The sequence below is a fragment of the Hyphomicrobium sp. genome, from assembly GCF_003987855.1.
GTDB lineage: Bacteria > Pseudomonadota > Alphaproteobacteria > Rhizobiales > Hyphomicrobiaceae > Hyphomicrobium_B.
On sequence record NZ_RXIZ01000005.1, the window covers coordinates 12,570 to 38,712 of the forward strand.

General features: G+C 61.2%; 23 protein-coding genes. 11 read left to right on the top strand and 12 right to left on the bottom strand.

Annotation, left to right across the window (positions count from 1 at the left end; translation table 11 throughout):
- Positions 1 to 56: 56 nt before the first annotated feature.
- Positions 57 to 320 (top strand): DUF4170 domain-containing protein, encoded by a 264-nt coding sequence (locus EKK30_RS04090; RefSeq protein WP_290980678.1) that lies wholly within the window; start codon positions 57 to 59, stop codon positions 318 to 320.
- Positions 317 to 2,128, top strand: a complete 1,812-nt coding sequence (locus tag EKK30_RS04095) for an ABC transporter ATP-binding protein (RefSeq protein WP_290980681.1) — start codon at positions 317 to 319, stop codon at positions 2,126 to 2,128. The genes EKK30_RS04090 and EKK30_RS04095 overlap by 4 nt, the downstream gene beginning before the upstream one ends.
- 15 nt (positions 2,129 to 2,143) lie before the next feature.
- Here the strand turns inward: EKK30_RS04095 and EKK30_RS04100 are convergent, their stop codons facing one another.
- Positions 2,144 to 2,884 (bottom strand): sulfur transferase domain-containing protein, encoded by a 741-nt coding sequence (locus EKK30_RS04100; RefSeq protein ID WP_290980684.1) that lies wholly within the window; start codon positions 2,882 to 2,884, stop codon positions 2,144 to 2,146.
- 563 nt (positions 2,885 to 3,447) lie between these two features.
- Between EKK30_RS04100 and EKK30_RS04105 the strand changes: the two genes are divergently transcribed.
- Positions 3,448 to 4,686, top strand: a complete 1,239-nt coding sequence (locus EKK30_RS04105; RefSeq protein ID WP_290980686.1) for a 3-deoxy-D-manno-octulosonic acid transferase — start codon at positions 3,448 to 3,450, stop codon at positions 4,684 to 4,686.
- A gap of 4 nt (positions 4,687 to 4,690) precedes the next feature.
- On the top strand, positions 4,691 to 5,728 hold the full coding sequence (lpxK, locus tag EKK30_RS04110; RefSeq protein WP_290980689.1) for a tetraacyldisaccharide 4'-kinase: 1,038 nt from the start codon (positions 4,691 to 4,693) through the stop codon (positions 5,726 to 5,728).
- Positions 5,729 to 5,739: 11 nt separating this feature from the next.
- Here lpxK and EKK30_RS04115 read toward each other — a convergent pair whose 3' ends face one another.
- The gene (locus EKK30_RS04115) at positions 5,740 to 5,985 is read right to left on the bottom strand and encodes a DUF2093 domain-containing protein (RefSeq protein WP_290980692.1); all 246 of its coding nucleotides are present in this window, start codon (positions 5,983 to 5,985) and stop codon (positions 5,740 to 5,742) included.
- Positions 5,986 to 6,078: 93 nt separating this feature from the next.
- Positions 6,079 to 7,557: an exodeoxyribonuclease VII large subunit gene (gene xseA, locus EKK30_RS04120; protein WP_290980695.1), complete on the bottom strand. Its 1,479-nt coding sequence runs from the start codon at positions 7,555 to 7,557 to the stop codon at positions 6,079 to 6,081.
- Between the two features lie 93 nt (positions 7,558 to 7,650).
- Between xseA and purD the strand changes: the two genes are divergently transcribed.
- Together purD and EKK30_RS04130 are read left to right on the top strand one after the other, a co-directional pair.
- Positions 7,651 to 8,928 (top strand): phosphoribosylamine--glycine ligase, encoded by a 1,278-nt coding sequence (gene purD / locus EKK30_RS04125; RefSeq protein ID WP_290980698.1) that lies wholly within the window; start codon positions 7,651 to 7,653, stop codon positions 8,926 to 8,928.
- Between the two features lie 17 nt (positions 8,929 to 8,945).
- Positions 8,946 to 9,938, top strand: a complete 993-nt coding sequence (locus tag EKK30_RS04130; protein ID WP_290980701.1) for a patatin-like phospholipase family protein — start codon at positions 8,946 to 8,948, stop codon at positions 9,936 to 9,938.
- A 29-nt stretch (positions 9,939 to 9,967) separates the two neighbouring features.
- Here the strand turns inward: EKK30_RS04130 and EKK30_RS04135 are convergent, their stop codons facing one another.
- Positions 9,968 to 10,429 (bottom strand): nucleoside deaminase, encoded by a 462-nt coding sequence (locus EKK30_RS04135; RefSeq protein WP_290980703.1) that lies wholly within the window; start codon positions 10,427 to 10,429, stop codon positions 9,968 to 9,970.
- Positions 10,430 to 10,556: 127 nt separating this feature from the next.
- Here EKK30_RS04135 and EKK30_RS04140 point away from each other — a divergent pair, with 127 nt between their 5' ends.
- Both EKK30_RS04140 and rsmD read left to right on the top strand, forming a co-directional pair.
- Entirely contained in the window at positions 10,557 to 11,354 is a 798-nt protein-coding gene (locus EKK30_RS04140; RefSeq protein WP_290980706.1) for a pseudouridine synthase, read from the top strand.
- Positions 11,351 to 11,911 (top strand): 16S rRNA (guanine(966)-N(2))-methyltransferase RsmD, encoded by a 561-nt coding sequence (gene rsmD, locus EKK30_RS04145; protein ID WP_290980709.1) that lies wholly within the window; start codon positions 11,351 to 11,353, stop codon positions 11,909 to 11,911. Before EKK30_RS04140 ends, rsmD begins: the two co-directional genes overlap by 4 nt.
- 2 nt (positions 11,912 to 11,913) lie before the next feature.
- Here the strand turns inward: rsmD and EKK30_RS04150 are convergent, their stop codons facing one another.
- Positions 11,914 to 13,167, bottom strand: coding sequence for a sugar MFS transporter (locus EKK30_RS04150; RefSeq protein ID WP_290980713.1), 1,254 nt, complete (start codon positions 13,165 to 13,167; stop codon positions 11,914 to 11,916).
- A 421-nt stretch (positions 13,168 to 13,588) separates the two neighbouring features.
- Between EKK30_RS04150 and EKK30_RS04155 the strand changes: the two genes are divergently transcribed.
- Positions 13,589 to 13,861, top strand: a complete 273-nt coding sequence (locus EKK30_RS04155; RefSeq protein ID WP_290980716.1) for a hypothetical protein — start codon at positions 13,589 to 13,591, stop codon at positions 13,859 to 13,861.
- Positions 13,862 to 14,011: 150 nt separating this feature from the next.
- A complete protein-coding gene (gene bfr, locus EKK30_RS04160) occupies positions 14,012 to 14,500 on the top strand; it encodes a bacterioferritin (RefSeq protein WP_290980719.1) in 489 nt (162 codons plus the stop codon).
- A gap of 207 nt (positions 14,501 to 14,707) precedes the next feature.
- Here the strand turns inward: bfr and mutL are convergent, their stop codons facing one another.
- From mutL to ileS, 7 genes are all read right to left on the bottom strand, one after another.
- Entirely contained in the window at positions 14,708 to 16,528 is a 1,821-nt protein-coding gene (gene mutL / locus EKK30_RS04165; protein WP_290980722.1) for a DNA mismatch repair endonuclease MutL, read from the bottom strand.
- A gap of 28 nt (positions 16,529 to 16,556) precedes the next feature.
- Positions 16,557 to 17,912, bottom strand: coding sequence for a glucose-6-phosphate isomerase (locus EKK30_RS04170; RefSeq protein ID WP_290980725.1), 1,356 nt, complete (start codon positions 17,910 to 17,912; stop codon positions 16,557 to 16,559).
- A 175-nt stretch (positions 17,913 to 18,087) separates the two neighbouring features.
- Positions 18,088 to 19,509, bottom strand: coding sequence for a pitrilysin family protein (locus EKK30_RS04175; protein WP_290980728.1), 1,422 nt, complete (start codon positions 19,507 to 19,509; stop codon positions 18,088 to 18,090).
- Between the two features lie 5 nt (positions 19,510 to 19,514).
- Positions 19,515 to 20,930 carry a pitrilysin family protein gene (locus EKK30_RS04180; protein ID WP_290980731.1) on the bottom strand — a complete coding sequence of 472 codons (1,416 nt, stop codon included), beginning with the start codon at positions 20,928 to 20,930 and terminating at the stop codon, positions 19,515 to 19,517.
- 252 nt (positions 20,931 to 21,182) lie between these two features.
- A complete protein-coding gene (locus EKK30_RS04185) occupies positions 21,183 to 21,659 on the bottom strand; it encodes a hypothetical protein (protein ID WP_290980734.1) in 477 nt (158 codons plus the stop codon).
- 62 nt (positions 21,660 to 21,721) lie between these two features.
- Positions 21,722 to 22,231, bottom strand: coding sequence for a signal peptidase II (gene lspA / locus EKK30_RS04190; protein WP_290980737.1), 510 nt, complete (start codon positions 22,229 to 22,231; stop codon positions 21,722 to 21,724).
- A complete protein-coding gene (ileS, locus tag EKK30_RS04195) occupies positions 22,228 to 25,398 on the bottom strand; it encodes an isoleucine--tRNA ligase (protein ID WP_290980740.1) in 3,171 nt (1,056 codons plus the stop codon). Before ileS ends, lspA begins: the two co-directional genes overlap by 4 nt.
- A 343-nt stretch (positions 25,399 to 25,741) precedes the next feature.
- Between ileS and EKK30_RS04200 the strand changes: the two genes are divergently transcribed.
- Entirely contained in the window at positions 25,742 to 26,140 is a 399-nt protein-coding gene (locus EKK30_RS04200) for a hypothetical protein (protein ID WP_290980743.1), read from the top strand.
- Positions 26,141 to 26,143 lie beyond the last annotated feature (3 nt).

Here is a 26,143-nt window from a genome sequence, read left to right on the forward strand (position 1 = left end):
AATGGCGCGGTCTCTTTGCAAGCTACGCAATAAAACTCCGGAGTAGACCGTCGTCCATGACCAAGACCGCATCTTCGTCCACCTCTGCGCCGCAGTCGCTACACCTCGTTTTCGGCGGTGAACTGAAGACCCTCGACAGTCACGAGTTCCGCCAACCTGACAGCCTCGATGTCGTGGGAATTTTCCCGGACTATTCATCGGCTTACGCTGCCTGGAAAAACGCTGCTCAGCGCTCGGTCGACAACGCCATGATGCGCTACTTCGTCGTGCCGCTGCACCGTATGCTCGACTTCTCGCAACCGGCGACATCGGCCACGTGAAGGACCTTCTGAATAAATCCGAAAAACGGCCCCGGCCGAAGCTACGGCTCGACGCTGCGTCGCGCGCGCTTCTTGCGCGTTTCGTCCGTGACTGGGTTTGGCCGCGACGCTGGCAGCTCGCCTGGACCCTGCTGCTGACCACGTGCCTTGCGGCCGTAACGGGCGGCTACCCCGGCATCATCAAGAAATCATTCGACCTGCTGATGGGCGGCAAGCCGGGAGCGCTGCCGTTCGTTCTGACGGCAATTATCGCCATTACGGTTGCCCGCGCGTTCCTGCTCTATTTCCAGGCGATCGCGACCAGCAACTTCATCCTCCGCATGACATCCGACATGCAGAAGGTGGGCTTCCGCCATCTGATTAGCGCCGATTTTGCCCGCCTCTCGCGCGAGACACCGGGCCGTCTGATGTCGCGGCTGACGAACGACATCGGCTTCATTCAAGCCGCGATGACCGCTTCTCTGAATTCGATCTTCCGCGACACCTTCTCGGTCATCGCGCTTCTCATCGCGATGATTTATCTCGACTGGCAGATGACGCTGATCGTGCTTGGCGTGTATCCGCTCGCCGCGCTACCGGTTGCATCGATCAGCCAGCGTCTTCGCCGCGTCGCCAAGCAAACTCAGAGCGGGCTTGGCGACATGACCTCGCTTCTCACCGAGAAGCTGTCCGGCGCGCGCCTCATCAAATCATTCCAGCTCGAAAACTACGCCGCCGATCGCCTCGATGCCATGTTCGAGCAGATTTACTCGCTGCGCATGAAGTCGGTGAAAACGCGGGCGCGCATGGATCCGATTCTCGAAGTTCTCGCAGGCGTGGCGATCGCCGGCGTCGTCGGCTTTGCCTACATGCGAATTTCCCACGGCATCTCGACCGTCGGCGACTTCATGGGCTTCATCACTGCGTTGCTGATGGCGTCCCAGCCGATCCGCGCGCTCGGCAACCTCGCTGGCCGATTGCAGGAAGGCCTCGCCGCCGCCGAAAGCTACTACGGCCTGCTCGATGAGATCCCGACGATCGCCGACGCGCCCGGCGCCGGCAAACTTGCGGTCTCGAACGGCCACATCAGTTTCCGGGCCGTCTCGTTCGCCTATGACAAGACATCAGAAGAGCGCGCCGTTCACGAATTCACGCTCGAGGTTCCTGGCGGATCGACGGTGGCGTTCGTCGGGCGCTCCGGCGCGGGCAAATCGACGATCATCAACCTCGTGCCCCGCCTTTTTGACGCGACGGAAGGCCAGATCCTGATCGACGGCCAGGACGTCAGACAGGTGACGCTGAAATCGCTCCGCGATCACATCGCCATCGTCAGCCAGGACATAACCCTCTTCGACGACACCATCGCGGCCAACATCAGGCTGGGACGGCTCGATGCCACCGATGCAGAAATCGTCGAAGCCGCCAAAGCAGCCGCCGCCCATGACTTCATTCTCGCGCTTCCAAACGGATATAAAACCGTGATTGGCGACCGTGGCAGCCGCCTGTCCGGTGGCCAGCGACAGCGCATCGCTCTTGCGCGCGCGATCTTGAAGGACGCCCCGATCCTGCTTCTCGATGAGGCGACGAGCGCGCTCGACAATGAAAGCGAGCAGCTGGTGCAGGAGGCGCTGGCAAAGTTCACGCGGACCCGAACCACTCTCGTGATCGCGCATCGGCTTTCCACCATTCAGAATGCCGATATGATCTGCGTGATGGAAGGCGGCCATATCATCGAGCGCGGCCGGCACTCCGAATTGATCGCCAACAATGGTTCGTACGCCCGCCTCAGCCGGTCGACCACGGGCGCGCAGGCCAAGCTCGCAAGCTAACGAGCGACTGGCCCTTTACTCGCGACGGAGAATTCCATTGACGAGGCGATTGGCCCAGCCACGCGCCTTGAACGTGCTGCTGACTTCTCGTGCGTCGTATACGGTCTGCACCCAGTCCCAGAAGCCGATCCCTGTTTTGGCCTCCGCTTCCAGGTAGTGCTCGAAAACGGCATCGATCACGCCGGTATCGGCGCTGCGAACATGGCCATAGCGCAGAGACAGCTGCTTCATCGCCTGCCGTATCGGCTGCCCGCCATGCAGATGCGCGACCATGACCGCCATAAGCCCGGCGCGATCAGCACCGGATTTGCAATGGATCAAAATCGGAAACTGAACGGTTTCCAGGACGTTTTTGATCGATTGGAATTCCGCGCGCGTCGGCGCAGCGCGCGATCTCAATCGCAAATTCACGAGCGCAAGGCCATTCCGCTCGCAAGCGCGCTCCTCGAGCCACCGCGTACCGTAGGTTTGCTCTTCGCCGCGAAGATTGATGACTGTTTTCACGCCGCGCCCAGCGGCACGCGCTATGTGATGTGGAGCAGGCTGAGCCGACCGCCAAACGTCAGGCAGGATGCGGTGTCGGTTGTTGTAGACCGATCGAATGAACCCGTAATCGATCAGCAACATCTCTGCATAGCAAAGCGCCGGCGCAAACCGCGACCGCACCCATGGCGGCGAGGAATGCACGGCACTATGCAAAAGCGCATCGCTTCGCCGCCGGAAACCACGTTTTGCCTGCTTGAGTAGGCTTGCCATCAGGAGTTGTCTCGATGCTCCCGATTAGCGGGCAGCCCCTCTGTGCGCGCGTTCAGTTTCGTGCCTATCTACACGAAGCCACAGCGCGTTGCTTTTGAGCCCGCTAATAATTCACAACGCTCCTGCGCCGCAAGGAAATTGACCGGGAGGCGCACCGTGGCGCACCTCGCAATCCGTTTACCGACAAAATATGGCATGCCAAGCCTGAGGCGTCATAATCAACAGGACGGTTAAGCCACAGCGCCACGTCGAGCTGAACATGGGTTTCGCGCCCCTATGCTTATTACTGCAACAGCGTTGCTCAGCTCTGCCGGTGACAAGCGTATGAACCGGGCCTTATTTCCGTTGGCAGCGCACACGGCACCCCCTATCAATAAGCCGAGCACAGGAAGCATCCGGCACGACAGAGGCGAATGATGATAAACGTCATTCGTGTCCCCACGGCCGACTGCGCATAACTTCTCGCGAGGGCCAACATTACACGCACGACGCCACTCGATGTCCTCGCCGACGCGCCACCGGCCCCTGGACTGGCTCTCAAAACCTATAGCATCGGCACGGCATTGCTGCGGCCCGCCGTTCCTCTGCTGCTCAACATGCGTGGGCAACAGGGCAAGGAAGATCCCAACCGGCGCGGCGAGCGGCTGGGCTTTGCCGGACGCCCGCGTCCCGACGGGCAGGTGGTCTGGATCCACGCGGCTAGCGTTGGCGAAACGAATGCCATCCTGCCCCTGATTGAAAACATCCTCGGTGCGAACGAGAATGTTCACATCCTGCTGACCACAGGCACGAAGACCTCGGCGGAAATTGCATCCCGGCGCTTGCCGCCCCGCGCTTTCCATCAGTACGTGCCGCTCGACATCCCGCAATACGTAAAGCGCTTCCTTGACCATTGGCGGCCGTCGCTCGCGATCTTCACCGAATCCGATATCTGGCCCAATTTGATTCTCGGCACGTCCGAGCGGCGCATCCCGCTTGTCCTCGTGAACGCGCGAATGTCGCCTCGCAGCATCCGTCGCTGGCGAAAATATGCCGGTATCGGCAGGCCGCTTTTCTCGCGCTTTGCGGCTGTATTGGCGCAAAACGCGCAGATCGCGCGAGCGATCAAATGGCTCGGCGCACCCAACGTCATCACTGCCGGAAATCTCAAGATCGATTCCCCGCCGCCGCCAGTGGATGCAGATACGCTTGCGGCATTGAAGAAGGCCGTTGGTGAGCGCCCGCTTTTCCTGGCGGCGAGCACCCATCCTGGGGAAGACACGGTCATCGCCGCCGCTCATTCCCTCATCCGTCAGGAAGTCGATGGCCTGCTGACGATCATCGTACCCCGCCACCCGGAGCGAGGCAGCGGTCTCGCCGCGACGCTCGGCGGTCTCGGATTGCGCACACAGCTTCGCACACGCTCATCGGGGCCGGACAGGGACACTGAAATCTACGTCGCCGACACCATCGGCGAACTCGGCACGTTCTACTCGATTTCGCCCGTTGCACTCGTCGGCGGCTCGCTCGTCGAGCATGGCGGCCAAAATCCTATTGAGGCCGTCAGGCTTGGTTCATGCGTCCTTACCGGCCCGTTCGTTCACAACTTCCGAGATGCCTATTCCGCGCTTTTTCGCGAAGGCGGCGCCGTGGAGGTCCACTCCTCCGACGACATCGCGCGGCAGGTGACGATGCTGCTTGAAGATCAGCAGGCCGCAAAACGCATGCGCGAAGGCGCTGGCGTCGCGCTCGAGTCACTGGGCGGCGCCCTGACGAAGACGCTCGGCGCAATTCAACCGCTGCTCGAAAAACAGCAGGCCTGAACCCGTGCCCGCCGCCGAACCAAGCTGGTGGTATGGCAAGGAAGGCGCCTGGAAAGCCGCGCTCCTGTCGCCGGTCGCAAAAATCTACGCAGCGATTGCGAGCCGCCGGATTTTGAACGCGCAGCCTTACCGCGCGTCTTTGCCCGTCATCTGCGTTGGAAACTTCACCGCGGGCGGGTCCGGCAAGACGCCGCTGTCGTTGTTCATTGGAAAACTTCTCGCTGCCGAAGGCCGCGAGCCCTGGTTTCTGTCCCGCGGCTACGGCGGACGCCTCGAAGGCCCCGTCCGTGTCGATCCCGCCCGTCATTCCGCGGCCGAGGTCGGTGACGAACCCCTGCTTCTGGCGCGCGCGCACCCGACCGTCATCTCCCGCGACCGCTCCGAAGGCGCGAAAGCCATAGAAAGCATCGCGCCGAAATCGGCCGTCATCATCATGGACGACGGACTGCAAAATCCAGCGCTCCGGAAAGATTTATCGATTGCTGTCGTCGATGCGAAACGTGGCTTCGGCAACGGACAGGTCATTCCTGCCGGCCCTTTGCGCGCACCTCTCGTGCTGCAAGCAAAGCTCGTCCAGCTAATCGTTCTAATTAGCAACGATCAGAATACCACGCCGCCGGTCCTGAACGCGATTACCGCCTACACCGCCGCACCGATCGTCACTGCGCAAACACGCGCCGATCCTTCGGCAATCCGATTCCGCAATCGTCCTATACTTGCCTATGCAGGCATCGCCAATCCGGAGCGGTTCTTCTCGATGCTGAAAGCTCTTGGCGCCGATGTTCTCGCTGAACAAGCGTTCGCCGATCATCATGCCTTCAGCGAAGAGGAAGCGCGCGCACTGCTGGATAAGGCGAACCGCCTGAACGCGACACTGGTCACAACGGAAAAGGATCTTGCTCGCCTCGGCGGCCTCTCGGGATCTTGCCGCGAACTGCAAACACGTTCTGAAACACTCGCCATATCGACGGTGGTCGCGCCCGATGGCCTTGAGGTCTTGCGATCAGCAATCGCCCGATCTATCGAACGACCACTCGCCTAAGCCAAGACAACTCAGCCGGTCTGAGCGGCGTTCTTTTCCTTGGCCGCGAGTTCGAGATAACGCTTTAGCGAAATCTCCGCCGATGCATACGCTTCCTGCGCATCGACACTCCAGTATCGCAGATCAGGCAACGCGATCGGCTGGCCCGTTACGGCGCATCGCACGAAATCGCCCGGCGACATCACTTCGAATTCGCCATCGAGGTAGCGAACTTTGGCTTCATTGCGCAGCCCAAAAAATTTTTCGATCCGATTCATATGTTTTTCGAGCCGTGCTCTCCATTTGTCGCCCGGATGATCTGAACTCTGACCATTCAGCGCGAGACGAACGTACAATCTAACCCAGGCCTATTAAAATAGTGAGCCCTGTTTGTTGCGCCCACTCGTCTTTTGTCGCGGCGTCTTGCTGCCACGTTCGCTCGATTTCGAACCTTCGGATTGCGTGTCAGGTCCTGGCCCGCCCTCCGCTATTGCTCCAACCCGGCCGTCGGCAAATTCAATGTTAATGACAGCGCCCGCCTGGACCGATGCGGCCTGACGCACCATCTGGCCGTTGTCATCGCGCACGAGGGCAAACCCGCGCGACAAAACGCTTTGATAGCCCAACGACTTGAGAAGGTCGGCGCGGCCATCGAGAATGCGACGGCTGACCGCCACCCGGTTCATGAGGGCGCGTCCGGCGCGGCGCTCCAAGACTTCCAGCCGCTCGGCGCATCGGGAGTGCCTTTGAAGGATCGTCGCAGGCGAAAGTCGGCCAGTGATGCGCGCCAGCTGAGTTGCATGCGCGCGCGTGTTGGCAAGCAGCGCGCGAGAGAGCCGCCGGTCGACCGCATCAAACCGCTGCCGCGGCATCGCAACGATGTCCTGCAGCTTCGGCAGGCCGCGCGATGAAGCCTTGAGATGGGTTTTCGCGCTTTCAAGGGCGCGCCGCACGGCGGTCCTCTTTCGCATCATGAACTTCTCGACGCATTCGACGAGCTCTGAATATTTCGGCACCGCCCATTCCGCCGCCTTCGTCGGCGTCGGCGCGCGCGCATCGGCAACAAGATCGATCAAAGTCCAATCGGTCTCGTGTCCGACTGCCGAGATTAACGGGATCGAACTTTCGGCTGCGGCCCGAACCACAATCTCTTCATTGAAGCTCCAGAGGTCTTCGAGACTTCCGCCGCCGCGCGCAACGATGAGAACATCGGGACGCGGAATGACGCCGTTCGCTTCAAGCGCATTGAAGCCCTTGATCGCCGCCGCGACCTCCGCCGCGCTGCCTTCGCCTTGCACACGCACCGGCCACAGCAGGACGCGCGTCGGGAAGCGCTCGTTGAAACCGTGCAGCATGTCGCGAATGACGGCCCCCGTCGGCGACGTCACGATACCGACGACCTTTGGAAGATAGGGACGCGGCTTTTTTCGCTCTTCCGCGAATAACCCTTCGGCTGCGAACTTCCGCTTGCGCTCTTCGAGCAGCGCCATCAGCGCGCCGGCCCCGGCGGGCTCCAGCGCTTCGATCATGATCTGATATTTCGAGGAGCCCGGGAAAGTCGTGACCTTCCCTTGCGCGATCACTTCCATGCCCTCTTCGGGCTTGAACCGCAGACGGCCGAACGCGCCTTTCCAGATGACCGCCTCGATCTTAGCTTTTTCGTCCTTCAGGGCGAAATAGCAGTGGCCAGACGCATGCGGCCCCCGATAACCGGAAATCTCGCCCCGCAGGCGAACGTAGCCGAAGCCGTCCTCCAGCGCGCGCTTGATCGCGCCGGAAAGCTCGGACACGGAAAATTCCGGAGCATTTGCTCCAGCGCGGTTGTCTCGGGTGTTTGGAATGGAATTCAAGAGCTTACTGTTCTCGTCCGCGGTCTTGCTTGTTTCGCCGTCGATGTTACACCCGGATGCTACACTGAAAACCGGATTGCAACAGGCGACCTTATGAACGTCCTACTACTCGGCTCAGGCGGCCGTGAGCACGCACTTGCCTGGGCCTTGAGCGCGAGCCCCTTGCTGACGAAGCTTTTCTGCGCCCCCGGCAATGCCGGAATCGCCGAGGTTGCACAATGCGTCCCTCTCGATCCCGCCAATCAGGAGAGCATCATCCAGTTCTGCCACGACGAACGCATCGACCTCGTCGTCATCGGACCCGAGGCGCCGCTTGTGGCCGGCCTCAGCGACGCCCTGACCCAAGCCGGAATTCGTAGTTTCGGACCAACCAAAAGCGCCGCGCAACTCGAAGGTTCGAAGGGCTTCACCAAAGACCTTTGCCGCAAGGCCGGCATACCGACAGCCGCATATGGCCGTTTCATGGATCTCGACGCGGCGAAGGCCTATCTCGCCTCGCAAAGCATCCCGATCGTCATCAAGGCGGACGGCTTGGCGGCGGGCAAGGGCGTCGTTATCGCCGAAACGCGCCAAGACGCCGAAGCGGCCGTGGAAGCCTGCCTCTCCGGCGCGTTCGGCTCAGCTGGCGCAGAAGTCGTCATCGAAGAATTCCTGGTCGGCGAGGAAGCCAGTTTCTTCGCGTTGTGCGATGGCACGACCGCCCTCCCCCTTGCCTCCGCCCAGGACCACAAACGCGTTGGCGACGGCGACACGGGACCGAACACAGGCGGCATGGGCGCTTACTCGCCTGCACCGATCATGACCGCAGACATGACCGAGCGCGTCATGAGAGAAATCATTCGCCCAACGATCGAAGAAATGGCGGCGAGAGGGACGCCGTTCGAGGGCGTGTTGTTCGCAGGCCTGATGATCACGGCGACTGGCCCCAAGCTCATTGAATACAACGTCCGCTTCGGAGATCCGGAGACACAGGTTCTGATGATGCGCCTGAAGTCCGATCTGCTCGCCGCACTGATCGCCACCACCGACGGCGTGCTGAAGACGTTCGATGTCCGCTGGAGCGATGACGCCGCTCTCACCGTCGTCATGGCCGCGAACGGCTATCCCGGAACGCCGCTGAAAGGCACCGAGATCAGGGGCCTCGAAGTTGCAAAAACGATCCCGAACGTCGAAATCTTCCACGCTGGCACGCGCCGCGACGGGGACCACATCATCGCCGATGGCGGGCGGGTGCTGAACGTCACGGGCCGCGGCAAAGCGGTAAAGGAAGCGCGCGACGCGGCGTACGCCGCGATTGCGAAGATCGATTGGCCGGGTGGCTTCTACCGAAAAGATATCGGTTGGCGCGCCCTGGAACGCGAAAAAAGTTGAACGGATCAGCGGCGGCGATGGCGGGGAAGATAGCTGAAAATTCAGCCTCAGACGGCAAACTCCCCGCGCGCAAGCCGACGATCGGACTGGCGCTTGGCGGCGGCGGGGCGCGTGGCCTCGCCCACATCGCGATGCTCGAAGCATTCGACGAGCTTGGTCTGAAACCCAGCATCATCGCCGGAACCTCCATCGGCGCGGTCTATGGAGCCGCATACGCGTCGGGCATCTCTGGGCGCGAACTGCGCGAGCACACGCGCTACATCCTCTCGCAACGGCTTGGTCTTATTCGCGACCTGTTCATGCGCCGGGCTCAGCCGTTTTCCCAACTGCTCAACCTCTTCGGAGCGCGCAACGCCGTTCTCGATCCGCTGGCCGTGCTCGACCTCATACTTCCGGCGACGATCAAGTCCACGTTCGAAGAGTGCGAAATTCCGCTGAAGATCGTCGCTTCCGATTTCTACGACCAGGAACAGAAAGTCTTCACCGCCGGATTGCTGCGCCCCGCAGTGGCGGCGAGCATGGCGCTGCCGGTGATCTTCCAGCCAGTCATTTTCGAAGGACGAGCGCTGATCGACGGCGGACTGACGAACCCGCTGCCGTTCGATCTGCTGTTGCCGGACGCCGACATCGTCGTTGCCATTGACGTGTCCGGCGCGCCCGTTCCCGATCCAAAGCGCGTGGCGCCGACAGCGTTCTCAGCCCTGTTTTCGAGCGCATTCCTGTTTGAACGCACGATTGTGCGGGAAAAGCTGAAGGCGCGCCAGCCCGACATTCTCATCAGCGCGGGGACGAGCCAGTATCAGGTTCTCGATTTCCTGAAGTACGATGAAATTCTCGCCGCCGCCGAACCCGCGAAGGCGAAGCTGAAGCAGCAGCTGTCGCGCGTCCTGTCCGTCGAAACGCTGCATGTTCTCGAGGGCCCCCAGCCCGAAACCCCCACGCTGCCGGGACATAAGCCGAAAAAACGCCGCCTTCTTCCCCGTCCGCGCAAAACACGAGATCGCGATTAAACGAGCCGCACGCTGAGGCGGCTGACGCATCAATCCCGCCGCGCGGCGAAAAAGTCTTTCAGCAGCGCGCTTGCTTCCGCCTCTCCGATACCCGGATAGATCTCCGGCACATGATGGCAGGTCGGCTGGTTGAAGATGCGCGCACCCTGCTCCACCCCGCCACCCTTCGGATCGCTCGCGGCATAGTAAAGCCGCTTCAATCGCGCGAAAGAAATTGCCGTCGCGCACATCGGGCACGGCTCAAGCGTCACGTAGATGCTGCACCCGAGGAGCCGCTCCTCCGCCAATTCCGCGCACACGGCCCGGATGACGAGGATCTCCGCGTGCGCCGTCGGATCGCTGAATTCACGCGTGCAATTGCCCGCACTCGCCAGCACCTGCCCTTCCGGCGAAACGATGACCGCGCCGATTGGCACCTCGCCGCGCGCCGCAGCCGCTTCCGCTTCGGCAAGCGCGCGTGCCATATGGCTTATGGCGTCCTTCGATGTCATAAGCTCGCTTCACTCATCAACGCCAAATCCTCAGATGCAAAACCCACAACGATCGAAGCCACGTCAAACGCGCCGCCCGAAGCCGCCGGAAGCGGTTGCATCAGCCCCTGCCAATCGCGATGGACCGATGCGCATCGCCAAGGCGATGGCCCGCTCCGGGCTATGCTCTCGCCGCGAAGCCGAGCGATGGATCGCCGACGGCCGCGTCAGCGTCAACGGCAAGCTTCTGAAGACGCCGGCGATCGAGGTAAAGCCCGGCGACAAGGTGATCGTCGACGGCAAGCCGCTGCCCTCGGCCGAACCTCCACAGCTTTGGCGTTATCACAAGCCAAAGGGTGTCGTCACGACGCATTCCGATCCTGAAGGGCGGCCAACCGTTTTCGACAAATTGCCCCCCGAAATGCCGCGCGTGATCTCTGTCGGCCGTCTCGACTTCAATACCGAGGGCCTGCTGCTCCTGACCAATGACGGCGGCCTCGCTCGCCATCTGGAGCTCCCCGCGAACGGCTGGGTTCGCCGCTATCGCGTTCGCGCCAAAGGCCGCGTCACGCCCGATGACCTCGTAAAGCTAAAGGCCGGCGTAACGATCGATGGCGTGAACTACGGTCCGGTCGAAGCTCAGGTCGATAGCGTCCAGGGCGCCAATACCTGGCTGACGATCGCGATCCGCGAAGGCAAGAATCGCGAAGTCCGCAATGTGCTCGCGCACCTGGGGCTCACCGTAAATCGCTTGATCCGTGTCTCATTCGGGCCGTTCCAGCTGCTCGATCTGCAGCCGGGTGCGGTAGAAGCCGTTCGCCGCAAGGTGCTCGTCGCTCAATTGGGGCCGCGGACGTCCGAAGCCCTCGGCATGTCCGAAAGCCAAGCCCAGCGCAAGGAGCGTCATGCCCGCGGTAAGGCCGCGAGCGAGGCTGACGAGAAATGAGGGTGGTCGCCGGACGATTTCGCGGCCGGGCTCTCGAAGCGCCCGACGGCATGGATACGCGTCCAACGTCGGATCGCGTGCGGGAAAGCGTATTCAACATCCTGACGCATGGCATCGCCGATTTTGCGCTGGACGGTGCCCGTGTCATCGATCTCTTTGCAGGAACCGGCGCACTCGGCATCGAAGCCGTATCGCGCGGCGCAGCTTATTGCCTGTTCGTCGAAGAAGCACCCGACGCCCGCGCGCTGATCCGCAAAAACGTGGAAGCCCTGGGCCTCACCGGCGAGACGCGCATCTTCCGTCGGGACGCAACAGATCTCGGACCGGCGGGCAACATGGAGCCATACAGCCTCGCCTTTCTCGATCCCCCTTACGCCAAAGGACTGGGCGAGAAGGCCCTCGCCGGACTTGCGGAGGGCAAATGGCTGACCCCAAGGGCCGTTTGTATGCTCGAGGAGCGCGCCGGCGTGCCTGTCGCGATCCCGGCTGCGTTTGAACTGCTGGATACGCGGACCTACGGCGACACCGAAATCCGCTTTCTCCTCTACCGCGGATAGATCTAGGGCAGAGCCGCTAGGCGATCGTCGCGTTCGCCTGCCGCGTACCCCGCCACGCCATAGAACACGATGAAGAGATAACTCGGCACGGCCAACACCAGATAGGCGAGTTGGAAGTCGACATGCTCCTTCAGCACGCCGAAAGCGTAGGGCATCAATGCGCCGCCGGAAATCGCCATGATGAGCAGCGCCGATCCGGTCTCGGTATGTTGCCCAAGGCCGCGGATCGCCAGCGGAAATATCGCCGGCCACATCATCGCATTGGCAAAACCTAGGCTCGCGATGAACAACACCGACACGTATCCTGTCGTCACGTAAGCACCGATCGCGAGCGCGACGCCCAGTACGCCGGAAAAGGCCAGATAGCGCTGCTGCGAAACGAACCGCGGAATGACGATGAGCCCAACCACGTATCCAGCAAGCATCGCGAAGAGAGTGTACGAGGTAAAAAAGCGTGTCGCCGACACCGGCAGTCCGAAACCCGCTCCGTAGAGTCCGATCGCATCGCCAGCCATCACCTCGACGCCGACATAGAGAAAGAGGCACACGACGCCCAGCCAAAGATGCGGAAAAGCGAACACGCTTGGCAACTCGCGCGCTTCGTTTGGACGCGCGGCGCGAACGTCCGGCAGCTTCGAACGCGCGATCCACAAGCCGAGGACTGCGAGTAGAAACGCCATCACGAGATAGGGTCCGTGCACGCGGGCAGCGAAGCTGTCGAGCAAGGCTTCGCGCGCTTCGGAGTTAGCCGCCTTTGCCACGTCCCCTTCGAAGCTTTCGACGCCCCTCAATACGAGCGCCGCAAAGACGAAAGGCGCGATGACACCCGCGAGCTTGTGGCAGATCCCCATGACCGCGATGCGCCGCGCCGCGCTTTCATGCGGACCGAGAATGCACACGTACGGATTGGATGCCGTCTGCAGGAGCGACAATCCCGCGCCGGTGATGAAGAGGCCAGCAAGCGTCCCGGAATAGATGCGCATCGTCGTGAACTGCCCGAACAGCACCGAGCCGATGGCCATGACGTAGAGACCAATCGCGATGCCCTGCTTCATGCCGGTGCGCTTCAGGATGGCGGACGCAGGCAAGGCCAAGAAGAAATACGACAGGTAGAACGCCATGGGGACGAGAAACGCGTTCACATCATCGAGCGTGAACGCGAGCTTTACGAACGTGATCAGCGGGCCATTGAGCCACGTGACGAAGCCGAAAATGAAAAACAGCGCCCCGATGGTGACGATCCCGGACGTGGCCACTGTGGATTTTTCTCGCTCCTCAATTCCCAACTTGGCCCCTCCTGGCGGATCTACGGATTAGGACGCCCCTCGCCAGCTGCGCCCCTAACCTCTGGCCGACGCTCGCTTTTCCCCTCGGACCTTAATCAGGATATCCGCGAAATCCGGAAAAAGCGACGTGCCGCCGCACCGTCACGAGCGCCGAAATCGACTGCAATCTCGTGCTGAAGCTTTTGATTTTCGGTGCCGGGCGTACTATGTCCAGACAGTGAAAAAGTAGGCTTGACGAAAGTATACTTTTTCGCGAAACTACTAGTCTCGATTACCCGACTGGGTATCCGATGCCGGGGCCTTGAACCCCGTATGATTGGAGCCGCAATTGATTGTTTGCTCGTGCGCCGTAATAACCGATCGCGATATTGACGTCGCGGTTTCAGAGATCATGAGTACCGGCCCCGGCATTTTGCCGACGCCCGGCGTGGTCTTCCGGCATCTCAACAAAAAGATGAACTGCTGCCGCTGCGCTCCGATCGCGGTGTCTGCCATCTATTCCGCCATGGACCGGCTGGAGCGCTCGACGCGCATCTGCCCGTTTGCGCTCGCCGAAGCCCGCGCCCGCCTCATCCGCATCGAAGAGCGCCGCGAACGCCGCCAGCGCCGCATCGATGCCGAGATCGCCGAACGCCGTCTCCAGCGCCGCCGCTCGGTCGCCTAAGCTGCTGTGGAGACTTGCGTCTCCTTTGCGGCCGAGAAATCTCGCCAGCCTCTGGTTAAAGCCGAAGTGATCCGCTAGTTGTCACTTTAGAATGTTTCTGGATTCCAGGACGGAAGCATTCCAGGACAACATTCGGCACGGAGCGGCGCCATGAAGGGCAACAAAGACGTCATCACCCGTCTCAATGAGGCACTGAAACTCGAACTGGGCGCCATCAACCAATACTGGTTGCATTACCGTCTTCTGGACAACTGGGGATTCAAGAAGCTCGCGAAGAAAGAGCGCAAGGAATCGATCGAGGAGATGGAACACGCCGACCGTCTCATCGACCGCATCATCTTCCTGGACGGCCATCCGAACTTGCAGCACGTCGCCCCCCTGATGATCGGCGAGAACATCAAGGAAGTGCTGGAATGCGATCTCAAGGGCGAGAACATCGCCCGCGATCACTACAAGAAATCGCGCGAGATCTGCCGCGACGTCGGCGACTACGTCACCATGCTGCTGTTCGAAGACCTCCTGAAGGACGAGGAAGGCCACATCGACTTCCTCGAAACCCAGCTCGATCTTCTCGCCAAGATCGGCGTCGAAAACTACGGTCAGCTCAACGCCGAACCGGCGAGCGACGACGACCACTGATCGAGTTGTCATTTTCGGGCTCGTCCCGATAACGACCTTCAACAAAACAAGCGTCATCCCGGCGAAAGCCGGGATCCACGCAAGCATCCGCATCCATGATGTCGATGTTCGTCGTGGATGGCCGCCTTCGCGGCCATGACGAAGCGTGATGCACTTGTATTCGCCGCCGCCCGCACCCGGCCTTTTCCTCTCACGAGGAGCCCAAAGTCATCGCCGCCCGAATAGGCGTTCAATGTCGCTGAGCTTCAGCGCGACATAGGTCGGCCGGCCGTGATTGCACTGGCCGGAGTAGGGCGTTGCCTCCATTTGCCGGAGCAGCGCGTTCATCTCTTCGACCGTCAGGCGCCGGCCCGAGCGCACACTTCCGTGACACGCCATGCGCGACGCCACGCTGTCCAGGCGATCTTTCAGCGCCCGCGCCAGTCCGTCAGCACGAAGCTCCGCGGCGAGATCCTTGACCAGCCCTTCGACGTCCGTTTCTCCGAGAAGCGCCGGGGTCTCGCGCACCGCAACCGCGCCCTCACCGAAACTTTCGAGCACAAGCCCGAATTGGGCAAGCTCGTCGGCATGCTCCGCCAGGAGAGCCGCATCGTCGGCCTCGAGTTCGACGATCGCCGGGATCAGCAGCCCCTGCGTCGCGACCCCGCCACTCGCCAGCGCCGTTTTCAGCTTTTCATAGACGAGCCGCTCGTGCGCCGCGTGCTGATCGACGATGACGAGACCGTCGCGCGTCTGCGCCACGATATAATTCTCATGCACCTGCGCCCGTACCGCGCCAAGTGGCCTGTCGATCGTCTGCTCAGCGCCTGCCGCCGCCACCACGGGAGCGTCGGCACTCGGGGCGTCGAGCACCGCGAACGGGGATGGAGCTGTTTCCGCAAACGACGGCACGCGTGGGGGCACCATCCACGCGTAAGTTCCGCCTTGATCTGGATACCCCGGCTCTACGCGAGTGCTCGGCAGAATGCCCGCCTCGAAGCTTTCGACCGTCAGCACCCCGCCTTGCGCCGACGCACGATGCCCTGCCGTCGCTAACGCGTCGGCCAGCGCCCGCACCATCATGACTCGCACGCGCCCAGCGTCGCGGAAGCGAACTTCAGCCTTCGCCGGATGCACGTTAACATCCACATCAGATGGCGACACGTCCAGAAACAGCGCCAACAAAGGCGAGCGCCCGCGCGGAATGAGATCGCCATAGGCGGCCCGCACCGCGCCGATCAGCAGCTTGTCCTTTACCGGCCGGCCGTTGACGAACAAAAACTGTTGGGTGCTGTCCGGCCTGTGCAGCGTCGGTAATCCTGCGAACCCGAAGACACGCATTGCCGCCGAGGCGCCGCTCGCCGCTCCCGACACTTCCAATGCGTCGGTCATGAACTCGCGGCCCATGATGGCCCCGATGCGCTCGAGCCACGCGGCGGACGAGCGATCGCCCTGTGCGAACACGGCAGGACGCTTATCACCCGTCTGCAACGTAAAGCCGATATCGGGATGCGCCATCGCGAGACGGCGAACGACGTCCGTCACCGCCATGGCCTCGGCCCGCTCCGACTTCAAAAACTTGAGACGCGCCGGCGTCGCCGAGAAGAGATCGCGCACCTCGACGATCGTTCCGCAGTTCACCGCCGCCGGAGCGACCGGCGCTTTGGCCCCACGCGTGACGACGATGCCTGCGCCGTGCGATGCATCCCGCGTCCGCGAACGGATTTCGAGCTGCGCGATGGACCCGATCGATGGCAAGGCCTCGCCGCGAAAGCCGAGCGAGCGAATATCGAATAGATCTTCTTCGTCGAGCTTGGACGTCGCGTGCCGCTCGACGGCGAGCGCGAGATCGCCTGGAGCCATCCCGCAGCCATCGTCCGTCACGCGGATGAGCGACAGTCCCCCGGCTGCAATGACGATCTCGATGTGCGTGGCTCCGGCATCGATGGCGTTTTCGACGAGCTCTTTCACGACGCTCGCCGGACGCTCGATCACCTCGCCCGCAGCAATTCGGTTGATCGTCTCTGGCGATAGTTGCCGGATCGCCACCCTGTCGGCCCCCTCGGTCGAAAAGCGCTCAAGCGCCTTCCGCGAGGCGCTCTCTCGTCAGAACCTTCGCAAGCTCGACGCCCGGCTGATCGAAAGGATCGACGCCAAGCAGGCGGCCTGCGAGAATCGTTTCGATCATAAAGTGCATCAGCAGCGCCCCGACGACTTTTTCGTCGAGTTTTGCAATGTCGATTGTGCGCACGGGCCGCCCAGCCCGGGACAAAGCCTCGGGAAGAGCATGCGACTGGGCCGAAACGATATCGCCGATGGTATGGCCGCCGAGCATATCCGCACCGGCGATTCGCGCCAGTTCCGGATCGATTTTGGGGCCGGTGCCTTTGCTCGCAACCCGGATGATATTCAGATAGTGGTCGTGCGGTCCCTCCATGAAGAGCTGCAGCTGGCTATGCTGATCGAGCGGACCGAGCGCCCCGATGGGTGTGGTGCCCTCGCCATTCTTGCCCAGGCTCTCCGCCCAAAGCTGCACGAACCAAGTCGAAAGACGCCCGAGCTTGTCGGCATACGGCATCATCACCAGCGTACCGACGTTCTTTTCCTTGGATAGCGCGACCGCTGTGGTTGCTCCAACGGCCGGACCGAAATCCTTAGCCGACTGCGCCGCCAGCAACGCGTCGATCACGCTCTTGGCCCCGGCACGAATGGCCCGAACGTCGAGACCACGCGCCATAGCTGGAATGAGCCCGACGTTCGTCAGGCACGAGAAGCGTCCGCCTATGCCGGTGTGATGTTCCAGCATCGGGATATTGAACTTCGAAAACAGCGTGCGCAGCCCGTTCGACTTTCCGGGTTTTGCCGGTTCGGTGATGCCGAGAAACATCTTCGGGATCTGCGCTTCGAGGCCCGCAGCTTTCACTGCCGTCATCGTGGCGATGGCCTGCGCCAGCGTCTCCGCCGTACCGCCCGACTTGGAAGTGATGATGAAACGCGACGTCGGCAGGTCGAGCGACTCGAGCACGCTTTGCAGCGTGCCGCCATCGAGGTTGGCGTAAAAGCGCGTCCGCGGACGATTGCGCTGACCAGGCGAGGCGACGCCGGCGATATTCCAGCCCGCATACTGAGCGAGCGTTTCGCCGCCGAGGCTCGAACCCCCTGTTCCGAAGAAGACGAGTGTCTTTGCGCCTTCGCTCAGCTTCGCGAGCGCTGCTTCGGCATCGGCGATATCCTGCTGCTCTTCGGCGATACCGAGGAGCGCAAGGCTTTTGCTGCGATAATCATTCTTCAGCGCCGCGACGTGCGGCTCCATCTTCGCGAGCCAGGATGAATATGCCGAATGCGAAAGACCGTGCTCGCCGATCTTGTCTTCAAAGCACCCGTCGATGTTCTGCTGAAACATGATCTCGTCGTGTCGCTGCCCGTCTTGCATGGCCGCTTCAACGCTCCCTGTCTAAACTGCGTTCCGGCCTAGCCGATTTCACTCCTGCGGCCAAGTGCGCTTAGTTTCGCCTCACCTGTTCAGCCGGGCGGGCCCTGAGAAAGCAAATGGCCGCCTACGGAGGGCGGCCATTTGAAACTGCGCGATGATACGAAAATGTCTTTCCTCAGCCTCTACCCGGCACCGCGAGCGCCGGCTGCAGAACCGGAGGCGTGGCGGCGGAGTTCATGCCCGCCGGCTTTCCAACGATCGTGACGACCAGGTTATCCGGCTTCAGCAACCGTGCCGCGACCCGCTTGGCATCGGCCGCCGTCACCGCATTGATCATCGCATTGCGGTTCTCGACGTACTCGGGACCGAAGCCTTCCTGCATCAGGCCCAGAAGCTGCGAAGCGATTTTCGAGTTGGTGTCGAAGCGCAGTGCATAGGAGCCCGTTAGATAGTCTTTGGCGGCCTGGAGATCGTCTGGCGCCGGGCCATTCTCGGCCATCTTCGCCATTTCTCCGCGGATGATCTTGAGGCTTTCAGCCATCGACGCGTTCTTTGTCGCGACGCTGCCAACAAGAATTGACGCCTGCTGATACGGCTGAATGTACGTATAGACCGAATAGGCGAGCCCGCGCTTCTCGCGCACCTCTTCCATCAGCTTCGCGGAAAATCCGCCGCCGCCCAGAATGTGGTTGACGACAAACGCCGCCATGAAATCCGGATCCTTGCGCGGCATCGCGCCGAGACCGAAGATCGCCACCGACTGCGGCACGCCCATCTCGATGATCTTTTGACCGCCGCCCGGCACCGGCTCCGTCTTCGCGACCGGGAACAGATTGGCCTTTGCAGGCAGCGCCCCGAAGACGTCGTCGAGAATTTTCCCAAGTTCCGCCGCTGTGATATCGCCGACGGCAACGACCTTCAGATTATCGCGAGCGAAATTGCGCTTGTGATAATCGACGAGATCGTCCCGCGTGATCTTCGCGACCGTCTCGGCCGTGCCGTTCGACGGATTGCCATAAGGTTGCTTCGGGAACGCCTGCGCATACCATTCGCGCATCGCAACCTTCTCTGGATCCTTGTCGGCGTAAGCAATGTTGGCGAGAAGCTGCTGCTTGATGCGCTCGACAGCTTCCGTGTCGAAGCGCGGCTTCTGCACGGAAAGCTTCAGAAGCTCCACTGCCTTGTCGCGGTTCTTCGACAGCGTCTCGAACGAGCCGTAAAGCGAATCCTTGCTGTCGTCGTAGCTCATGCGCATGGCGATATCTTCCATGCGCTCCTGGTAGTCTTCCGATTTGATGTCGCCGGCGCCCTCGTCCATCATCGCGGTGATGAAGTTGGCAAGTCCTTCCTTGCCCGGCGGGTCCTGGCTGTTGCCGCCATCGAAGGCGTAACGGAGCGAGATAAGCGGTACGCCGTGCTCTTCGACGAGCCAGGCCTTGATACCACCAGGTGACGTGATCTGCTGAATGTTCATTGCGGCCGCTGGTTGGCTGAAGGAAGCGGTGAGCAGCATCGCGACAGCGGGAACAGCCGTAGCGATGCCGGAGCGGGCTGCTGCGCGAACGAGCTTGGCAGCCGCGGAATATAGTCCTGTCATCAATATTACCTCAACTCGGCGGCTGCTGACGGGGGTGCAAGGTCTTCGGCCTGCGCCACGCCCGACTCGTCGGGAACGAGGTAGCCGGTCACCGAATCCTTGAGGTCCAGATACTTGGCAGCGACTTTCTTGACGTCGTCGGCCGTCACCTTCGAAATGTTCTCCGGCCACGCTTCGACATCCGCGACCGTTCGGCCCACGGCGAGATTCCAACCATAGCGGCGCGCGAGCGTCGCCTGGTTGTCGCTGTCGTAGACGTAGTCGGCGAGATAGCTGTTCTTGGCCCGCGTCAGTTCCGCGTCCGTCACGCCGTTCTTGACGATGTCGGCCATGACGTCATCGATCGCAGCTTCCACTTTCTCAAGCGGCACGCGGTCGGCGGCGATGCCGTAAAGCGAGATCGTTCCGCCATCGAGGCCATAGCCGGAGTAATCGCCGCCGGCACTGGACGCGATCTTCTGCTCCACCACGAGCTTCTTGTAGATGCGGCTGGTCGATCCCGAACCTGCGATCTTCATAAGGATATCGAGGGCCTCCGCCTCGCCCGGCTTTGCCGTGACGTAGCTCGGAACCTGATAGTAGCGCTGCATGAGATAATTTCCGGCGCGCGGATCCTTCAAAGTCAAACGGCGGGCGACGCGCTGCGGCGGCTCGGCCGGACGATGACGAACGCCCGTGACCGTCGGATTGGTCGGGATCTTGCCGTAGGTCTCTTCCGCGAGCTTCCTCACTTCGGCGTCGGTCACGTCGCCTGAGACGACGAGGATCGCATTGTTCGGCGCGTAATAGTGCTTGTAGAAATCAAGCGCGTCCTGGCGCGAGAGCTGCGCCATCTCGCTGTACCAGCCGATCACCGGCTTGTGGTACGGGTGATTGAGATAAAGCGCGGCATTCATCTGCTCATCGAGCAGCGAAGACGGATTGTTGTCGATGCGCGAGCGGCGCTCTTCGAGAATGACGTTGCGTTCGGTCAGCACTTCCTTCTCGTCGAGACGAAGATTGACCATTCGGTCCGCTTCCATCTCCATCATCTTGCCAAGACGGTCCTTGGCGACGCGCTGAAAGTATGCGGTCGCGTCGTTGCCCGTGAAGGCGTTGTCCTGGCCGCCGAGACGGCCGACGATCTTTGAAAACTCGCCGACGGGAATCTTGTCGGTCGACTTGAACATCAGGTGCTCGAGGAAATGCGCGATGCCGGATTTGCCAAGCACCTCGTCGGCGGCGCCGACCCGATACCAAACCATGTGGGTCACGACGGGCGAGCGGTGATCGGGAATGACAACGACGTCCATGCCGTTCGAGAGCTTGAACTCGGAGGCGCGCGTTGTGCCGTCGGCGGCGTGGGCGAGTGGTGTGACTGCGAGCATCAGGGTGGCCAATACGGTTAAGAAGGGAATTCGGGAGCACGTCGAACGACGCATTATGGCGATCCTTTGAACCGAATACAGCAAGTTTGCTCCCTAGCTTTTCGGATCCTACCCCAAGCCGAAAACCCGGGGATTACTTTTTCGAGAAGGCTCGGACGCCAGCATGCGGAAGCCGCGTCAGTGAGCGGCAGATGGGCAATCAAAGTCAAATGACAAGGCGTTCATCTCGCCCGCGGAAATGCGGCGAAAAACTGAAGCTACGACGCTGGCAGGAAAGGCCGAATTAACGAGAATTCACAGCGGAACTCACTGCGTATCTTGGTCGTCTCCGTCGCCCTTGCGCCCGGTCGGCGTTGTCCACTTCTGGACGGCCGTCAGGATGGACGGATGGCACGAACCGAGCGGACCCGATGCCGATTCGGCCGACGTGTCGCCGCGCGAAATCGGCTCCTCATAGTTCTTCTTGCAGTATTCCGCCTGCCGGGCTTCGAGATCGGCCTGAGAGGTCTTCTTGACCTTGTCCGGATCCTGAATATCGGCGAGCGCCGGCTGCTCCGCCTTACCCCCGGCCCCCGGCGGCGGCAGCAATTCCGCGCTCGGCGGCAGCGTGAGCGGCTGGCGCACGGCCATTTTCGGGTCGCCTTGGGGTGTGGAACTACCGTTCAGTCCCATCACATCGAAAACCTTGCCGTTAAGCTGCACGCCATCGAACCCGCTGCACCCGCCCATAAACATGGCGGTGGCCGCGACTAGAACGAATTTATGAGCTGTTTTCAACGACATGGTTTTTTGCCCGTGTCTTGACCTGACACGCCCCCCAGCCCCGTTAAGCCGGATTTACGGCACTAATGCGACTCGCCCCTGAATGACTCATACAACAGGCCGATAACGCCAGCAACGATGGCCACATCCGCGATGTTGAAGACGTACCAGTGGAAGCCATAGGCGTGGAACGAGAAGAAGTCGGCCACCCCGCCCAGGCGCAACCTGTCGATGGCATTCCCGAGCGCCCCGCCAATGATGAGCCCGAGGCTCAGCGCCATCATGCGGCTGCCCCGGCTCCAGTTGAGCCACCCCCACAGCGCTGCGCTGGCCGCCACGGCGAAGCCCACGAGAAGGTACTGCCCGCCCATGCTCTCCTGATTGAAGAGCGAATAGCTGATGCCGATGTTCTTCACGTAGATCAGATCGAAAAACGGCGCGATCTCGACGCGGCCCTTCGCTTCGATGTCGTAGACCGAGAGCATCCACCACTTGTGCAACTGATCGATCGCGATCGTGGCGATGATGACGATCGCCGCCAGAGGCGCCGTTCTGCTCCAAAGGGCGCTACGCGAAGACGCGAAGTCGGTCATGCCGATGCTCCGGCGTCGATCTCACGCATTGCTGCGGCGTCCCGCGCCGACAGGTCGGGATAGCCTGGGTCCGATCCGACGTCGTTCGTGATCCGCCACGACCGCGCGCATTTTTTGCCATCCGCAAGCGCGACGACAACGCCGACGCCCGGCTCGTTGGGCAGCGCGAAGGCTCCGCTTGGCGCAGCATCAGCAGAAATCGAAATACCGGACGTAATGCACACCTCCGCCATGTCGACGCCTTCGAGCCCCGACATCAAATCGGTGTCGGTGACGTAGACCTGTGGCGCGGCTTCGAGCGACGAACCGATTTTCTTCTCCGCCCGCGCAATCTCGAGCGCACCGGTCACCACGCTGCGCACTTCCTTCACGCGATCCCACTTCGCGGCGAGATTATCATCGCGCCACTCGCGCGGGATCTTCGGAAAGCCGACGAGATGCACGCTTTCTGCTTCGTCCGGCCGATAGAGGAGCCACGCTTCCTCAGCCGTGAACGACAGGATCGGCGCAAGCCACCGGATCAGTGCATCGCAAAGCTTGTCGATGACAGTCAACGCCGCCTTTCGCTTCACGCTCGATGGCGCTTCGCAGTAGAGCGTATCCTTGCGGATATCGAAATAGAACGCCGACAGTTCGGTGTTCATGAACTGCGAAAGCAGACCGACGATCTTGCGGTAATCGTAGTGCTCGTAAGCCTTGCGGATCTCGTGGTCGAGTTCCGCCAGCCGATGCAGCATCAGGCGCTCGAGCTCGAACGGTTTCATCGCTTTGATCGAAACCGCGTCTTCCGCCTTGAAGTGCGCCAGCGCACCGAGCATCCAGCGCAACGTGTTCCGCAGCTTGCGATAGGTTTCCGAAAACGTCTTCAGGATTTCAGGCCCGATACGCAGATCGTCCGAATAGTCCGACGCCGCCACCCAGAGACGGAGAATGTCCGCGCCCGATTTGGCCATCACGTCCTGTGGCGCCACCACGTTGCCTAGCGACTTCGACATCTTCTGACCCTTCTCGTCGAGGACGAAGCCGTGGGTCAGTACGATGTCATAAGGCGCTTCGCCGCGCGTGCCGCAGCTTTCGAGCAGCGAGGAATGGAACCAGCCGCGATGCTGATCGGAACCTTCCAGGTACATGACGCGGTCCTGTCCGCCGTCCCGCTTCCGCTTCAGACCTTTAAAGCCCGGGAACGCCGTCGGATCTTCGAGCGTGAAGGCATGCGTCGAACCTGAATCGAACCACACGTCGAGCACGTCCTTTACCTGCTCCCATTTCGCCTTGTCCTTCGGCGACACGAAGCCCTTGAGGAAACGATCCTTCGCGCCCTCTTCGAACCAGACGTCGGCACCCTTCTCCTGAAACGCTTTCTCGATGCGCGCGATCAACTCGTCGGATTTCTCGAACCCAGGCCCCGGAATCACTTCGTCGGTTTCGACATTTCGGAAAACGGTGATCGGCACACCCCACGCCCGCTGCCGCGAGACGACCCAATCGGGACGATTTTCGATCATCCCGGTGATGCGGTTCTCACCGGCCGCCGGCACCCACGCAACGCGCTTGATCTCGTCCAGCGCCAGCTGGCGCAGACTCGGAGCATTGTGCCCCGCGCTCGGCGGCCGGCTCTCCGGAGAAGCGTCGCCAAGCGCAGACAGGGGCTTATCCATCGAGATGAACCACTGCGGCGTATTGCGGAAGATGACGGGCTTCTTCGAACGCCACGAGTGCGGATACTGATGCTTGAGCCGCCCACGCGCGATGATGTTGCCCGCTTCCGAGAGGGCCTTGATGACCGCGTCGTTGGCATCGCCCTTGTCGCCGTTCTCCTTGAGCACGCGCTTGCCTTCGAAGCCCGGCGCGGCTTTCGTCAACACGCCGTCGGCGTCGACCGTGAAGGGGATTTCGGTTTCGATCCCACGGTCGCGCAATTTTTTCTGGTTGGCGATCCAGATGTTGTAGTCGTCGGCGCCGTGGCCCGGCGCGGTATGGACGAAGCCGGTACCGGTATCGTCCGTCACGTGATCGCCGTCGAGCAGCGGCACGTCGAAGGCATAACCAAGTGAGGCAAGAGGGTGTTCGCAGATAATGGCCGATAATTCACTGCTATCTACCGCCGAGCGACGCGAATAACTCTCCACTTTCGCCGCTTTCATCACGTCGGCCGCAAGTTTGTCAGCAAGAATGTAGATGTCGCCAATTTTGGCCCAATTGCCCTCGGGCGCGTGAGTGACTTCATAGAGCCCATACGAGATCTTTGACGAGAAGCTGATTGCACGGTTCCCCGGGATCGTCCAAGGCGTCGTCGTCCAGATGACAACCGACGCACGGTTCATCAGTAGCCCACGCGCACCTAGCTTCTCGACTTCCTCGATGCGGACGGGCAGTAATTTTCCCGAAGGATCAACGTCCGCGCTTACCCAACCGAACGAAGAAGCGTGCTTCACCGGGAACTTCACCCAGATCATGTCCGACTGATAGTCCTGATACTCGACTTCGGCTTCCGCCAGCGCCGTCTTCTCCACGACGGACCACATCACGGGCTTCGAGCCGCGATAAAGCTGGCCGGTCGCCGCGAACTTCATCAGCTCGCGCGCGATGATGCTTTCCGCGCGATAGTCCATCGTCAAGTACGGGCGTTCCCAGTCACCGATGACGCCAAGGCGCTTGAATTCATCGCGCTGGATGCCAATCCAGTGCTCGGCGAACTTCCGGCATTCGTCGCGGAAAGCGTTGATCGCAACCGGATCGGAGAAGTTCGGCTTCTCCTTGCCCTTGGAGCGATACTGCTCCTCGATCTTCCACTCGATCGGCAGGCCGTGACAGTCCCAGCCGGGGATGTAATTCGAATCGTTGCCGAACATCTGGTGCGATTTGACGACCAGGTCCTTCAGGATCTTGTTGAGCGCGTGCCCGATATGGATGTTGCCGTTGGCGTAGGGCGGTCCGTCATGCAGCGTGAACTTCACGCGTCCCTTCGACTGCGAGCGGAGCTTTTCATAAAGGCCGATCTCGTCCCAGCGCTTCAAAAGCTTCGGTTCGAGTTCAGGCAAGCCCGCGCGCATCGGGAACTCGGTCTGCGGCAGGAACAGTGTTTTGCTCCAGTCGCGGCCCGCTGCAGCGCCTTGAGCTTCCTGTACGGCGCCGGTCTTGTCGGCGGCCTTGGCGTCTTTCGACATTCGTTGAGCTTTCAAATTCCAGAGAAATCAGCGCGGGTTCTAGCAACTACGCTGCCCGTTAGCAAAGGCAGCCGTTCCAGTGGCGCCGCGTACGCCGAGCCACGCTCGAAACGGCCGACTTGCGGGCAACTTTTCCTCTGAGCGCCAGCGGGTTGAGCGTATTGCCCCTCTCGGCGGAAACCGACTTGGACGCCTAGTCCCGCAGCAACACAGGGGCGGGGTGGCGTCAAAGTGTGCATATCTCGCCAGTTTGCTCGTTGCGCCTCCGAATCGGCCCTATCGTTCTCAGAGATTCGGGGGAGAGCGTTTTACGAAATCCATTATTTTAACAATGATTGTCGCCGTGGCCATTCAGGGCTGCGCTTCAGCGGCAAGCGAAATAACTCCGCAGTATGTTTCACCGATCCAATATCAAAGTTATTCTTGCAGACAGATCGAGGAAGAAGCCTCGAGAATATCGGTCAGAGCGTCTCAATTGGCTGGCATACAGGACAGCAAAGCGACGTCGGATTCTGTAGCCATGGGCGTTGGGCTCGTGCTCTTCTGGCCCTCTCTATTGTTCATCAAAGGTGATGGACAAACCGCAGCGGAACTCGGCCACTTGAAAGGCGAGTTCGACACGCTTCAGCAGGTATCCATTCAGAAGAACTGCAATATTCAGTTCCGCCAGCAAAACGCGCCGTCGCCGAAACCAACCTCGACGGCAAGCATCGACACCGTGCAATCCCCGCTGCAGCACTGAAGG